Annotated in this window: 10 protein-coding genes; 2 read left to right on the top strand and 8 right to left on the bottom strand. The window is 72.1% G+C overall.

Annotated features, from left to right (window positions below; translation table 11 throughout):
• Positions 1–51: 51 nt before the first annotated feature.
• Both ACFV2X_RS23680 and ACFV2X_RS23675 read right to left on the bottom strand, forming a co-directional pair.
• Positions 52–1,479 carry an RICIN domain-containing protein gene (locus ACFV2X_RS23680; protein ID WP_385619625.1) on the bottom strand — a complete coding sequence of 476 codons (1,428 nt, stop codon included), beginning with the start codon at positions 1,477–1,479 and terminating at the stop codon, positions 52–54.
• A gap of 82 nt (positions 1,480–1,561) precedes the next feature.
• The gene (locus tag ACFV2X_RS23675) at positions 1,562–3,565 is read right to left on the bottom strand and encodes a BTAD domain-containing putative transcriptional regulator (protein WP_385619623.1); all 2,004 of its coding nucleotides are present in this window, start codon (positions 3,563–3,565) and stop codon (positions 1,562–1,564) included.
• 584 nt (positions 3,566–4,149) lie between these two features.
• Between ACFV2X_RS23675 and ACFV2X_RS23670 the strand changes: the two genes are divergently transcribed.
• Positions 4,150–4,764, top strand: a complete 615-nt coding sequence (locus ACFV2X_RS23670) for a response regulator transcription factor (protein ID WP_385619737.1) — start codon at positions 4,150–4,152, stop codon at positions 4,762–4,764.
• 60 nt (positions 4,765–4,824) lie between these two features.
• On the opposite strand, the gene ACFV2X_RS23665 is transcribed toward ACFV2X_RS23670, so the two are convergent.
• The 6 genes from ACFV2X_RS23665 to dnaK are packed head-to-tail and all read right to left on the bottom strand — an operon-like array spanning position 4,825 to position 11,544.
• Entirely contained in the window at positions 4,825–5,088 is a 264-nt protein-coding gene (locus tag ACFV2X_RS23665) for a UBP-type zinc finger domain-containing protein (protein WP_385619621.1), read from the bottom strand.
• A 5-nt stretch (positions 5,089–5,093) separates the two neighbouring features.
• Entirely contained in the window at positions 5,094–7,718 is a 2,625-nt protein-coding gene (clpB, locus tag ACFV2X_RS23660) for an ATP-dependent chaperone ClpB (RefSeq protein WP_385619619.1), read from the bottom strand.
• Positions 7,709–8,074 carry a chaperone modulator CbpM gene (locus ACFV2X_RS23655; protein WP_385619617.1) on the bottom strand — a complete coding sequence of 122 codons (366 nt, stop codon included), beginning with the start codon at positions 8,072–8,074 and terminating at the stop codon, positions 7,709–7,711. The genes clpB and ACFV2X_RS23655 overlap by 10 nt, the downstream gene beginning before the upstream one ends.
• Positions 8,071–9,054 carry a DnaJ C-terminal domain-containing protein gene (locus ACFV2X_RS23650; RefSeq protein WP_385619614.1) on the bottom strand — a complete coding sequence of 328 codons (984 nt, stop codon included), beginning with the start codon at positions 9,052–9,054 and terminating at the stop codon, positions 8,071–8,073. Before ACFV2X_RS23650 ends, ACFV2X_RS23655 begins: the two co-directional genes overlap by 4 nt.
• A gap of 6 nt (positions 9,055–9,060) precedes the next feature.
• Positions 9,061–9,651 (bottom strand): nucleotide exchange factor GrpE, encoded by a 591-nt coding sequence (locus ACFV2X_RS23645; RefSeq protein ID WP_385619612.1) that lies wholly within the window; start codon positions 9,649–9,651, stop codon positions 9,061–9,063.
• A gap of 9 nt (positions 9,652–9,660) precedes the next feature.
• Positions 9,661–11,544: a molecular chaperone DnaK gene (gene dnaK / locus ACFV2X_RS23640; protein ID WP_385619610.1), complete on the bottom strand. Its 1,884-nt coding sequence runs from the start codon at positions 11,542–11,544 to the stop codon at positions 9,661–9,663.
• 270 nt (positions 11,545–11,814) lie between these two features.
• Between dnaK and ACFV2X_RS23635 the strand changes: the two genes are divergently transcribed.
• Positions 11,815–13,527 carry a PucR family transcriptional regulator gene (locus ACFV2X_RS23635; RefSeq protein ID WP_385619607.1) on the top strand — a complete coding sequence of 571 codons (1,713 nt, stop codon included), beginning with the start codon at positions 11,815–11,817 and terminating at the stop codon, positions 13,525–13,527.
• The last annotated feature ends 12 nt before the right edge of the window (positions 13,528–13,539 follow it).

Raw genomic sequence — 13,539 nt, 5'->3', positions numbered from 1 at the left:
GGCCCCGGCGGAAACCGCCGGGGCCATGGGCAGACGAGCCGGGACAGGAACTCAGGAGCGGGTGAAGTACCACTCGTGGTTGTTGAGGTTCTCCGGTGCGCACGGCCAGATGATCAGGTCGCGCGTCTGGTCATCCGTTCCGTACGAGTCCAGGCAGGTGTTGTTGCTGGCGAAGTTGCGGATCCAGAACCGGCCGTCGGCCTGCTTGTCCAGCCACCACAGCTGGTTGTCGGCCGTCGTGCCGTTGCACGGGAACTCCGTCACCTTGGTGGCGTTCCCCGCGGCCCCGTAGCCGGGCAGGTCGAGGCACATGCCGTCCATGACGTTGCGGATCTGGAACAGGGGGACTCCGCCCGGACCCTTGCTGTCGTACCTCTTCTCCACGTTCCACAGCTGGTTGTCGTCCGGGTTGCTGTTGCAGGCCGACTGGTGGATCGGGCCGTCGGGGTTGCCGCTGGTGAAGCCGGGGACATCGACGCAGGTGCCGTTGGCGTTGTTCTTGATCAGCACCCGGGTCATGACGGACGGCAGATTGCTGGGGGTCTTCTTCCGTGTGGAGGTGCGCTTGTTCTCCTGCTCCTTGGCCGTGACCGAGGGGCTGGGCGGCGATGTGACCGCGGCCTTCTCCTTCGCCGGGGTGGGGGACTTCGACTCCTTGTCCTTCTCCTTCTTCTCGGCCTTGCTCTTCTTGGGCGAGGGCGATTCGGCCACGAACTCACCCGCGCGCCCTCCGTCGTCGTCCAGCACGGTGTCGGCGGAGTTGGAGGTGGCCACCTTCTTGCTGTCGTCGTCGTCCTTGCCGGTGGCCATGATGAGCAGCGGTACGGCGACGAGGATGGCACCCGCCATGGCGGCACCCGCGAGGAGAGGCTTCTTGGGACGGCCGGAGAGGTCGGCGTCCGCGTCGGGGGAGTCGCCGCCGGGGCCGGCGACGGTGGCGATGGCGGTGGCCGCCGCGGCCCCGCCGGACCGGCCGTCACCGGATCCGGCGGCGACCGCGCCGCTGCCGAAGAGCCCCCTCCGGCTGCGGTTGCCTGCCTCCGGCTGCGCGCGGGTCGCCGACTTCTCGGCGCTCGACGACCCGGACTTGCCGCTCTCTTCCGTGCTCGCCGGGGCGGCGGGCGCGGGGGAGGGAGTGGGGCGGGCGGCCGACTTCTTGCCGGTGAGCTGTTCTTCGATGCTCGCCGCGTCGGCATCGGCGCTCTCTTCGCCTGCGGCCTTCGTGTCCGCGGTCGCTTTGCCCGCGGCCTTCTTGCCGAGGGCCTGCTCGCCGGTGGTGGACGGTTCACTGGCTGCGGACGCTTCACCGGCTGCGGAGGTTTCACCGCTGGCGGACGCGGCCGACGTGGCGGCCTTGTCACCGGAAGCCGATGAGGTACCGCGTGGCGAGATCGGCTCCGGTTCGAGCGATGCGAAGAACGCCTCGGCCGGCTTGCCGCTCGACGTGTCGGCGTCGCCGGCCCGCTGCTGATCGGACATGGACTTCTCCTCGGGGCCACGGACACGGGTCCCGTGGCGGTGGAAGTGTTGACGGGGGATCAGAAAGTCGGCGCGGCCGGGCTCAACGGCCCTGCTCCGGCGTCGGATGGCGGACCGGGTCGGGGTCCGCCACCGGCGCCATCGGGCCCGCCGCGCGCAGCTGCCGGGCGAGCCGCGCCGGGTCGGCGTCGTCCCGGCCGGCCAGCTCGCGGGCGAGCGAGGCGTGCAGCCGCTGTCTGGAGGACGGGGTGAGCGCGCTCAGCACGACCTCCCGTGCCAGTTCGGGGAAGCGGTAGCGGCCCGTGTCGCAGTCGTCGGGATCCGTGTCCCAGGCCAGGACACGGGCGGTGACGGCTGCGTCGACCAGGGGCAGCAGCCGGTCCTGCGACATGCCCTGGACATTGGCGAGCAGCCCGATGTCCAGGTGCGCGCCGTCGGCGGCGGCGTAGCAGAGCATCGTCCTGGCCGGCGCGGCCAGCTCGGCGAGGCGCGCCTGGACGACGCTGCGTACCGCGGCCGGCACCCGCGCCGTAGGACCCGTACGCCGCTCCGGCGGCAGCCTCAGCAACTCCCCGAGCGTGAAGGGGTTGCCCTCGGCGCGCCGGTGCAGCGCCGCGGCCTCCTCAGCGGACGCACGCTCGCCGCGGGCGGCCAGCAGCTCGGTCACGTCCGCGACGGACAGCGGCTCCAAGTGCAGTCGGGTGGCGCCGTGGCGGGCCAGCTCGGCGAGCAGCCCGCTGGCCGCGGGGCCGTCGGTGTTCCGCAAGGCGCACACCACGGCGACGGGAGCGTCCCGCAGTACGGCGGTGAGCCGGCGCAGCAGGTCGTGGAAGTCCGGTGGCGCCCAGTCGAGGTCGTCGATGACGCACAGGGCGGGCCCTTGGACGAGTTCCCGTACGAGCGCGGCGAGCCGGTCCTCGCCGGGGCGGGCCCCGGTGGTGTTCTCGGGCCGGGTGTCGGGGCCGGCGCCGGGCCGCTCCCGGCGCAGCGCGTCCAGGAGCTGGGTGGCGGGGCACGCCAGAGAGATGCCGAGGCTGTCGCTGAGCGCCTGGCCGCCGCTGGCCCGCGCCACGGTGAACCCGGCGTGCTCGGCCCCCGCGGTCATCTCCTCCAGCAGCCGTGTCTTGCCGGACCCCGGCTCTCCCGAGACGACGGCCCACTGGGTGCGCCCCGCGGCCGCGGCCCGCAGCAGGGCGGCGAGTTGTGCGGTCTCCTCGGCCCGACCCACCAAGGGCGCCGCGGCGGGGGTGGCTTGGGCGGGGGACAGGGCGGCGGGGGACAGGGTGACCGCTGGGCCGTCCAGTCGGGGCTCGCCGAGGACCTGGGTGTCGTGCCGCAGGATGGCGGTGTGCAGATTGGACAGCCCGGGGCTGGGGTCGAGGCCGAGTTCCTGGGCCAGGAACGTGCGGAACCGCTCGTACTGTCGCAGCGCTTCGACGGACCGTCCCGCCCCGTACAGCGCGCACATCAGCAGCGCCCATGAGGCCTCGCGGAGCGGGGCGCCGGCGGTGAGGTTCTCGGCCACGCCGATCGCCTGCTCCAGGTCGCCCTGTTTGATGAGGATCGTGGCCTGCAGTTCGGTGGCGTCCTGCCGGGCGGCGTTCAGCCGGGCCGTCTCGCGCGCCGCGAAGGCGTGTTCGGCGGTCTCGCCCAGGGCCTCGCCGCGCCACAGGCCGAGCGCGTCGTCTATCTCCTTGCGGGCGACGTCCAGTTGGCCGCGGCGCATGGACTGCCGGGCCCGGGCCACGGATATCTCGAAGCGTGTGGTGTCACGGGCCTCGTCGGGTACCTTCAGGGCGTACCCGGCCGGGCCGTTGACCAGGAGGGTGGAGCGGTCGCGCGGCACAGGTTCCAGCGCCGAGCGCAGTCTGCTGATGTGCGCGCGTACGGAGGAGACGGCCCCGGTCGGCTGGGACCCCTGCCACAGGTCCTGGCAGAGCTGTGCCAGGGAGACGGGCCGGCCGTCCTCGATGAGCAGGCGGATCAGCAGCACTCGGCGCTGCCGTGGCCCCAGGGCCAGCGCTGTGCCGTCCCGTACCACCTCGACCGGGCCCAGCAGGCTGTACCGCGTGGAGTGATCGTGCACCGAGTTCCTTCCCTGTCAGCACGCGTGGGGGTTCTCCCACGGCACTGCGCGGCAGGGTCCGTGGGAAGGGGTTGCCGTGCGGGATGAGTTGTCCGGCAGGGACCGGAAAGCCCTCTTGGTGTTGCCACCACGGGGCGCAGGCGACAAGCCCAGATACTCCGAACGTGACGCTATAGAGCCCACTTTGGGCCGGTCCAGGTGCGTCGGGGCAGTCTGCCTGGGCCTTTGGGGCAAGGGAGCGCCCGTGGGGGTGCGCGGCCCGGCGGCGGCGAGTTCCATGAGCGGGAGCGGCCACCGGGGTCCTCGCCGACCGACCGACGCCCATCGCCCCGCCCGAGCCTGCCTGCGCGTTCCTGTGCGCGCCATGGTTTTTCGAGGATTTTCCTTAGCGTTTTCGCTGTATGGGTTGCCGGTGACATCGGAACGATAAAGGAGGATTTCGAACGCACGGTCGCCAACGTCGGCTACCGTATGATCACATCCGGAGCTCCATAATCCGTTTCGCGGTGGACAGAGGGAGAACATTGCGCGCCTCTTTAGAGCCGCCGAACCCACAGTCGGCGACGAGGGAATCCAGGCGCAGGATTTCCGTCGTTATCCACGCGCAGGACCCGATCTCCCAAGAGGGGGCGATCGGCCAGCTGCGTCGGCACCCCGAACTCGCCCTCGTCGACGAGTCGGACGCCCAGGTGGGAGACGTGGCAGTGCTGCTCACGGACTCCGTCGACGAGACCACGCTCACCGGTCTGCGCAGACTCGTGCACGACGCGGGGCTGCGCGTGGTCCTGGTCGTCGGCCTGATCCGCCGGGCCGAACTGCTCGATGTGATCGAATGCGGCGTCGGGGCCATCGTCTGGCGGCGCGAGGCCACGGGTGACCGGCTGTTCCAGGCGGTCCTCGCGGCCTCCCGCGGCGACGGCGACCTCCCCACCGATCTGATCGGCCAACTCGTCAGCCAGGTCGGCGCGCTACGGCCCGGAGCGGTCGGCCGCCCCGGGGTGCCGCTCGGCCTGACGCCGCGTGAGACCGACATCCTGCGGCTGGTCGCGGAAGGGATGGGCACCGGCGAGATCGCCGTCAAACTCGCCTACTCCGAACGGACCGTGAAGAACGTCATCCAGGGCCTGACGACCCGTCTGGGCCTGCGCAACCGCGCCCACGCCGTGGCCTACGCCCTGCGGGAGGGCTACATCTCCTGACGGCGCATGCGCAGTGATGGTCACCGGGCGGTGCAGCCGGTGAAGTGAGCGCCGACGCCGTCAGACCAGCGCCTCGTGCACGAAGCACCACCGCCAGTCCTCACCCGGCTCCATCGGCTCCATGATGGGGTGTCCCTCTTCGTGAGCGTGGGCGCGGGCGTGCCTGAGCGGTGAGGAGTCGCAGCAGCCGACGTGTCCGCAGGTCAGGCAGAGCCGCAGATGTACCCAGGCGGATCCCAGGCGCAGGCACTCCTCGCAGCCCTCGGGGGTCTGCGGGGTGACATCGCGGACCATGGACAGATGTGGGTCCGGCTCGAGGGCCATGGCGTTCACCCTTCCTGTGGTTCCTGCTCGTAGGTGACGACCAGTTCGCCGTGCTGGGCGTCGACGCGCACCGTGGCGCCCTCCTGGACGTCGCCGCGCAGCAGGGCCCGTCCGATCAAGGTTTCGACCTCGTGCGAGATGAAGCGGCGCAGCGGCCGTGCCCCGTAGACGGGATCGTAGCCCTCGTGGGCGATGACCTCCCGGGCGGCCTGGGTGAGCTCGACGGCGATCCGGCGCTCGGCCAGGCGCTGCCGCAACTCCCCGAACTGCAGGTCCACGATCCGCTCGATCTGGGGCTCGCCGAGCGGCTTGAACAGCACGATGTCGTCGACCCGGTTGAGGAACTCGGGGCGGAAGTGTGCGCGCAGCTCGCTCATCACCAGGCCCTGGGCGTCCGGTTTGAGCTCGCCCTCGGAGGTGACGCCGTCGAGGAGGTGCACCGACCCGATGTTGGACGTCATGATCAGGATGGTGTTGCGGAAGTCGACCACCCGGCCCTGGGCGTCGGTGATCCGCCCGTCGTCGAGGACCTGCAGCAGGGTGTTGAAGACATCGGGGTGCGCCTTCTCGATCTCGTCGAACAGCACCACCGAGTACGGCTTGCGGCGCACCGCCTCGGTGAGCTGGCCGCCCTCCTCGTAGCCGACGTATCCGGGCGGCGCGCCGAGCAGCCGGCTGACGGTGTGCCGTTCCTGGTACTCGCTCATATCGAGGCGGACCATGTTGTCCTCGGTGTCGAACAGGGCCGCGGCCAGCGTCTTGGCCAGCTCGGTCTTGCCGACGCCGGTGGGGCCGAGGAAGATGAACGACCCGATCGGGCGGCGCGGGTCCCGGATCCCCGAGCGGGCCCGGATGATGGCGTCGGCGACCACCTTGACCGCCTCGTCCTGGCCGATGACCCGCTCTCGCAGGATCTCGTCCAGGCGCAGCAGCTTCTCCCGCTCGCCCTCCTGGAGGCGGGAGATCGGGATTCCGGTCCAGGCGGAGACGATGTCGGCGATCTCGTCCTCGGTGACGACCTCGCGCAGCAGCCGGTGGGCGCCCTGCTTGGCGGCCAGCTGCTCCTCCTCGGCGGCCAGCCGGCGCTCCAGCTCCTGGAGTCTTCCGTAGCGCAGTTCGGCGGCCCGGTTGAGGTCGTAGACGCGTTCGGCCTCCTCCGCCTCGCGGCGCACCTCCTCCAGCTCCTTGCGCAGTTCCTGCACCCGGCGGATGGACTGCCGCTCGGCCTCCCACTGGGCGCGCTTGGCATTGGCCTCGGCACGCAGATCGGCCAGTTCCCGGCGCAGCTCCGCCAGCCGCTGCTCGCTGGCCGGGTCGGTCTCCTTGGCGAGCGCGGCGTCCTCGATCTCCAGGCGGGTGACCCGGCGGGTGATCTCGTCCAGTTCGGCGGGCATGGAGTCGATCTCCGTACGCAGCCGGGCGCATGCTTCGTCGACGAGGTCGATGGCCTTGTCCGGCAGGAACCGGTCGCTGATGTAGCGGTGGCTCAAGGTCGCGGCGGAGACCAGGGCGGTGTCCTGGATCTTGACGCCGTGGAAGACCTCCAGGCGCTCCCGCAGCCCGCGCAGGATCGAGATGGTGTCCTCGACGGACGGCTCGTCCACCAGCACCTGCTGGAAGCGGCGCTCCAGCGCGGCGTCCTTCTCGATGTGTTTGCGGTACTCCTGGAGCGTGGTGGCGCCGATCATATGGAGCTCGCCGCGGGCCAGCATGGGCTTGAGCATGTTTCCCGCGTCCATGGCACCTTCGGCCGCTCCGGCCCCCACCACGGTGTGCAGTTCGTCGACGAACAGCAGGATCCTGCCCGAGGCGGCCTTGACCTCGCTGAGCACGGCCTTCAGGCGCTCCTCGAACTCACCGCGGTACTTCGCCCCGGCGACCAGGGACCCCATGTCGAGGGCGAAGACGGTCTTGTCGCGCAGCCCCTCGGGGACATCGCCGCGCACGATGCGCTGGGCCAGGCCCTCGACGATGGCGGTCTTGCCGACGCCCGGGTCGCCGATGAGCACCGGGTTGTTCTTCGACTTGCGGCTGAGGATCTGGGTGACCCGGCGGATCTCGGCGTCCCGGCCGATGACCGGGTCCAGCTTGCCCGAGCGGGCCTCGAGGACCAGATCGCGGCCGTACTTCTCCAGCGCCTCGTACGCCACCTCGGGGTTGGCGGAGGTGACCCGCTGGCTGCCGCGGACCTGGGTGAGGGCGCTGAGGAACGCCTCCTTGGTGACGCCGTGTTCCTTGAGCACCCGCCCGGCCGCGGTGGCGGATCCCTCGTCGGTGAGGGCCAGCACGAGGTGTTCGACGGAGACGTACTCGTCCTTGAGCCGCTTGGCCTCCTGCTCGGCGGTGTCCAGCAGCTTGGCCAGGCGCTGGGTGACGAAGACCTGCCCCGGGCCGGCGCCGGGGCCGGTGACCTTCGGCTTGCGGGCCACCTCGGCCTCCAGCATCGTGCGCAGCGCCGTGGGGTCGGCGCCCACCTGGTCGATCAGCCGGGGCACCAGGCCCTCGGGCTGGTCGAGGAGGGCGAGCAGCAGATGTTCGCCGTCGACCTCGGTCTGACCGAGCCGCAGGGCCTTGGTCTGGGCGTCCTGGAGGGCTTCCTGGGACTTCTGGGTGAGGCGGTTCATGTCCATGGGGGTTGATCACTCCTCGCGCCGCTGCGGCGCAGTGCGGCCTCGAGCCGGCCGATACGGTCGAGCAGATCCAGCACCAGGCCGATGGACGCGTAGTTCAGACACAGTCCGGTGCGCAGCCGCTCCACACGGGCCAGCGTCGCCGGGGCGGTCAGGGGGAACACCAGCCGCCCCGCGGCGTCGCGCCGCGCGTCGACCAGGCCGAGGGCGACAAAGCGCCGGACCAGTTCGGGGTGGAGACCGGTGCGGTCGGCCACGGTCTCCAGCGTGAGCGTGCGCGCGGGCACCAGGGCGTACTGGACGGAGGCCGCGGGCGAGGGCCTGGTCATGGGGGACTTCGGTGAGTGGGTGCTCATCGCGCGCTCCTGGGGTCGAAGGAGGAGGTGGCGGCGAGCTCTTCGAACAGCTCGCGCTCCCGGTCGGTGAGGCGCGCCGGCACCATGACGCGGATCTCGGCGTACAGATGGCCCTCGGGGCCGCTGGGGTTCGGCATGCCCTCGCCGCGCAGCCGCAGCCGGCGGCCGCTGGAGGACCCGGCGGGGACCGTGACCTTTGCGGTGCCGCCCGGGGTGGGCACGGGGACGGTCGCGCCGAGCGCGGCCTCCCAGGGGGTCAGCGGGAGGGTGACATGGATGTTCCGGCCCTCCAGCCGGAACCGCGGATGGGGCTGGATCCGCGCCCGCAGATAGAGGTCCCCGGCCGGGGCGTCACCGCTGCCGCGGCCGCCCTGTCCGGCCAGCCGGATGCGCTGACCGTCGACGACGCCCGGCGGGACGTCGACCTGGAAGGTGCGCTGCCCCGAGGGCCCGGCCAGGGTCATGGAGCGGCGGCCGCCGCGGTAGGCGTCCTCGACGGTGAGCGGCAGTTCGGCCTCCTGGTCGGCCCCGGGCACATTGCCGCGTCCGGCCGCGGGCCCGGCGCCGCCGCCGAAGAACGAGCCGAACAGGTCCTCGAAGTCGACGCCCGCTCCCTGCGCGTCCTCGCCGAAGCCCCGGACGACCCGTACCCGGCCGCCGTCCCCCGAGGTCGTCCAGCCCCGGAAGCCGCCCCCGCCGAAGCCCCCGCCGAAGCCCTCTCCGGCGCCGGCACCCACGCGCTCCTCCCAGTCCTCGGGGATCTTGCGGAAGTCGTCGCCGAACCGGTCGTAGCGGGCCCGGGTCCCGGGGTCGGAGAGCACGCTGTAGGCGTCGTTGAGCTCCTTGAACCGCTCCTCGGCCGCGGGGTCCTTGTTGACGTCCGGGTGGTGCTTGCGGGCCAGTTTGCGGTACGCCTGCTGGATCTCGTCGGAGCTCGCGCCCCGGGAGACCCCCAGCACCTCGTAGTAGTCCCGTGCCACGGCCGGTCACTCCCGTTTGGCCACGGCGACGGCCACCGGCCTGAGTTGGTTGTCGGTGTCCCCGTAGCCGGGGCGCAGCACCTGGACCACCGTCCCCGGTTCCGCTTCGGGGTCGTCGACCACGCCGACCACCTCGTGGCGGGCCGGGTCGAACGGCACCCCCGTCTCGTCCTGGCGTGCGTAGCCGAGCCGGGCGAGGGCGTCCACGGCCTGGTCGCGTACGGCCTTGACGCCTTCCACGATGGTGGCGGGGTCGGCCTCGGCGTGGGAGAGGGCGAGTTCGAGGTTGTCGATGACGGGCAGCAGCGCCGTGGCCGTACGGGCCCGCTCGGCGGCCCGTTCCCGCTCCAGCTCCCTGGCGTGGCGCTTGCGCAGATTGTCCAGATCGGCCAGGGCGCGGCGCCAGCGGTCCTCCAACTCGGCCAGGGCCGCGGCGTACTCGTCCTCGGGCGGGGCGGGACCGCCTGCCGCGTCCGGGCCGGGCCCTTCCCCGACCTGGCCACGCGGCTCGGCCCTGCCCGGGGCGGGCAGATCCTGTTCGGGCTCCGGCACGGCGCCCTCGGGCACCGGTTCGGGCTCCTGCGGACGGTGGGACATGGCTGCCGCCTAGCCTTTGTCGAACTCGGCGTCGACGACGTCCTCGTCGCCTCCGCCACCCTCGTCGGGGCCGGTCTGCTGGGCGCCCCCGGCTCCGGCCGTCCCATGCGCGGCCAGGCCCGCGTGGACCTGCTGGAGCTCGGAGATCAGCTGCCTGGCCCGGTCCACGCCCGCCTCGCCCCGGACCGCCTCACGGGCGTCGCCGACCAGCATCTCGGCGCGCGCCTTCTCATGGGAGGGCGCCGCGTCGCCCAGTTCGGTGAGGCGCTTCTCGACCTGATAGGCGATGGCGTCCAGCTCGTTGCGGGCGTCCACGGCCTCCCGCAGCGCCTGGTCCTCACCGCGGTTGCGCTCGGCCTCCTGGACCATGCGCTCCACATCGCCGCGGTCGAGGTTGCCGGTCTCGCTGATCGTGACGGACTGCTCCTTGCCGGTGTCCCGGTCCCGGGCGGTGACGTTGAGGATGCCGTTGGCGTCGATGTCGAAGACGACCTCGATCTGCGGTTCGCCGCGTGGCGCCGGGCGGATGCCGGTCAGCTGGAACCGGCCAAGACTCCTGTTGTCCGCGGCCCGCTCCCGTTCGCCCTGGAGGATCACGATGTCCACGGCCTGCTGGTTGTCCTCGGCCGTGGAGAAGGTCTCCGTGCGGCGCACCGGGATGGTGGTGTTGCGCTCGATGATCTTCGTCATGACCCCGCCGCGGGTCTCGACACCGAGCGACAGCGGTGTGACATCCAGCAGCAGGACGTCCTTGACCTCGCCCTTGAGCACTCCGGCCTGGATCGCGGCGCCCAGCGCCACCACCTCGTCCGGGTTCACGCTCATATTGGGTTCCTTGCCGCCGGTCAGCCGCCGCACCAGGGCCTGCACCGCGGGGATCCGGGTCGAGCCGCCGACCAGGATCACCTCGTCGATGTCGTTCTCGCCGACCTTGGCGTCGGCCATGGCCTGCTGGACCGGACCGAGACAGCGCTCCACCAGATCGGCGGTGATCTGCTCGAAGGTGGACCGCATGACCGACTCGGTCAGATGCTTGGGGCCCGAGGCGTCCGCGGTGATGAACGGCAGGTTGACCTGGGTCCGGGTCACCGAGCTCAGCTCGGTCTTCGCCTTCTCCGCGGCCTCGAAGAGCCGCTGCAGCGCCTGCGGATCCCGGCGCAGATCGATGCCGTTGTCCTGCTGGAACTTATCGGCGAGGTGATCGACGAGCCGGCGGTCGAAGTCGTCGCCGCCCAGATGGCTGTCGCCCGCGGTGGAGCGCACCTCCACCACACCGTCCCCGACGTCGAGGACGGACACGTCGAAGGTGCCGCCGCCGAGGTCGAAGACGAGCACCGTCTCGTGTCCCTTCTTGTCAAGGCCGTACGCCAGGGCCGCCGCGGTCGGCTCGTTGATGATCCGCAGCACCTCGAGCCCCGCGATCTCGCCCGCGTCCTTGGTGGCGCTGCGCTGGGCGTCGTTGAAGTACGCGGGCACCGTGATGACCGCCTCGGTCACCCGCTCGCCCAGTTGCTTCGCGGCGTCGTCGGCGAGCTTGCGCAGCACCAGGGCGCTGATCTCCTCCGGCGAGTACAGCTTGTCGCGCACTTTGAAGCGCGCGAGGGACTGCTCGTCCGGGACGACGTCGTAGGCCACCGCCTTGGCCTCGTCGGGCACCTCGTCGTAGTGCCGGCCGACGAAGCGCTTGGCCGAGTAGATGGTGCCCTTGGGGTTGAGGATCGCCTGGCGCCGGGCCAGCTGGCCCACCAGGCGCTCACCGGTGTCGGTGAAGGCCACCACGGACGGGGTCGTGCGGCCACCCTCCGAACTGGGCACGACCGTCGCCTCGCCGCCCTCCCACGCCGCGATCACCGAGTTGGTGGTGCCCAGATCGATTCCGACTGCCTTGGCCATGAGGAACTCCTTGGAGGAAGCGGCGGCAGCGCGCAGCCGCGGAATGAACCCGTCGTCACCCGCCTTCCGGCCCCAACGCGCCCAGCCTGGCAAAACGGGGCCCCGGCACGCCTGCGCCTGCGGGGGCCAAAAACCGCGCCTAGGGTGGACCTGCGAGCACAGAACAGGCGCGTGGCCGGGCCGGTGGCCGCCCCGCCGGGCGGGTACCCGCAGACCCGGACGCGTGTCCCGAACCCGGATTCGTTCTCCGAACGCGGACGGAGCGACGGAATGACCTCAACAGCCTTCTCCCGTGAACGGCGTCGGGCCCAGGACCGTTCCCTGACCCCCGAGGCACGCGGCCTGCTGCTGCGCTCCACCGCCCTGTTCGACAGCCGGGACGAGACCGAGATCCTGCACCGGGCGATGGCCCTGGTCGGCGCGGTGGGGCCGGCGCGGGCCGAGGCCGGGTACCTCATGGTCGGCGGTGCGCTGACGCGCCACCACGCGGCCGATGGGGCCGACGCCCACGCGGCCGCCGCCCTCGACGAGCGGGTCCGGGAACTGGCCGGGCGGGACGGGCCCGTGCGGCTGTCCGGGCGGGCCTGGGGCTGGGCGTACCCGCTGCGGGAACCGGGCGGTCTGCGCGGTCAGCTCGTGGTCAGCGCCGGGACCCCGCCCAGCGAGGACGACCGGTTCTGGCTCACCGCGCTCGCCCGGCAGACCGCGGCGGCCCTGTCCGGCGCGGCCGCGCACCGGCGGGAGCGGGAGCGGGCGGCGGAGCTGCGCCGGGCCCGCGCGGAGCAGCAGGCCGTCCGGGAGCGGCTGGAGTCCGTACGCGCCGAGCTCGAGCACGAGCGGGGGATCCTCGACACCCTCCACCGGGCCGCCGTGCACGGGGACGGGGAGGCGGGCATCGCCGAGGCACTGCACAAGATCACCGGGTTTGCCGCGGGGATCGAGGACCGGTTCGGCCATCCGCGGGCCTGGGCCGGCCCCGGGCGCCCGGACCCGTACCCCACGCCCGACCCGGCCCGCCACGAGGAGATGCTGCGGGACACCGTCCGAGGCGGGCATCCGGTACGGGTCAGGGACCGCCTGCTCGCGGTCGCCGCCCCGCGGGGCGAGGTGCTGGGCGCGCTGTTCCTGGCCGACCCCGAGGCGCGGGTGGACGCCCGTGCTCTGCTCGCCCTCCGGCACGCGGCCGTGTCGCTCGCCCTGGAGCTGGCGCATCAGCGCACGCTGGCGGAGGTGGAGCTGAGGCTGCGGCGCGATCTGGTGGAGGACCTGCTCACCGGCTCGGACGACACCAGCGCCTACGCCAGGGCCCAGGCGCTCGGCCACGATCTGCACGGTCCGCACTATGTGGTCGTCGTGCGGTGGGCGGAGCGGGCGGCCGACGACTCCTTCGTCCAGGCCGTCGACAGGTCGGCGGCGGCGCTGGGCATGCGGTCGCTGCCCGCCCGCCGGTCCGGCACGGTGGTCCTGGTGACCGACGGCAGACCGCCCGTCCGGGAGCTGTACGCCGCGCTCAGCCGGGAGGCCGGGACGGGGTCCGGCGCGATCGGCGTGGGCGGTCGCTGCGATTCCCCGGGAGAGATCCCGCGCTCCTACCGGGAGGCGCTGCGGGCGCTGGAGGTGCGGCGGCGCTCTCCCACGGCGTACGGGACGGCCTTCTTCGAGGACTTGGGGCTCTACCGGATCCTGCGGGCCGGCAACGACTACCAGGAGATCGAGGGGTTCGTCCGGGAGTGGCTGGGGCCGCTGCTCGACTACGACTCCGCACACCGGACGGCCCTGGTGGCGACCCTGTCCCGGTACTTCGACTGCGGCGGCAACTACAGCCGGACCGCGGCGGCGCTCGTGGTCCACCGCTCCACACTGCGCTACCGGCTCCAGCGGATCCGCGAGATCAGCGGCTCCGACCTCACCAACGCGGAGACCCGGCTGAACCTTCAGGTGGCCACCCGCGTCTGGAAGATCATGAAGACCGGGCCGGACTGACCCGCGCCGATC

Origin of the sequence: Streptomyces sp. NPDC059679 (assembly GCF_042734105.1) — a bacterium.
GTDB lineage: Bacteria > Actinomycetota > Actinomycetes > Streptomycetales > Streptomycetaceae > Streptomyces.
This window is presented reverse-complemented; position numbering and strand designations above follow the sequence as displayed.

Coding starts and splice junctions, on each gene's coding strand:
- ACFV2X_RS23645 (WP_385619612.1), bottom strand. CDS start 9,651: ATGTCCCACCGTCCGCAGGAGCCCGAACCGGTGCCCGAGGGCGCCGTG.
- ACFV2X_RS23665 (WP_385619621.1), bottom strand. CDS start 5,088: ATGGCCCTCGAGCCGGACCCACATCTGTCCATGGTCCGCGATGTCACC.
- clpB (WP_385619619.1), bottom strand. CDS start 7,718: ATGGACATGAACCGCCTCACCCAGAAGTCCCAGGAAGCCCTCCAGGAC.
- ACFV2X_RS23655 (WP_385619617.1), bottom strand. CDS start 8,074: ATGAGCACCCACTCACCGAAGTCCCCCATGACCAGGCCCTCGCCCGCG.
- ACFV2X_RS23680 (WP_385619625.1), bottom strand. CDS start 1,479: ATGTCCGATCAGCAGCGGGCCGGCGACGCCGACACGTCGAGCGGCAAG.
- dnaK (WP_385619610.1), bottom strand. CDS start 11,544: ATGGCCAAGGCAGTCGGAATCGATCTGGGCACCACCAACTCGGTGATC.
- ACFV2X_RS23635 (WP_385619607.1), top strand. CDS start 11,815: ATGACCTCAACAGCCTTCTCCCGTGAACGGCGTCGGGCCCAGGACCGT.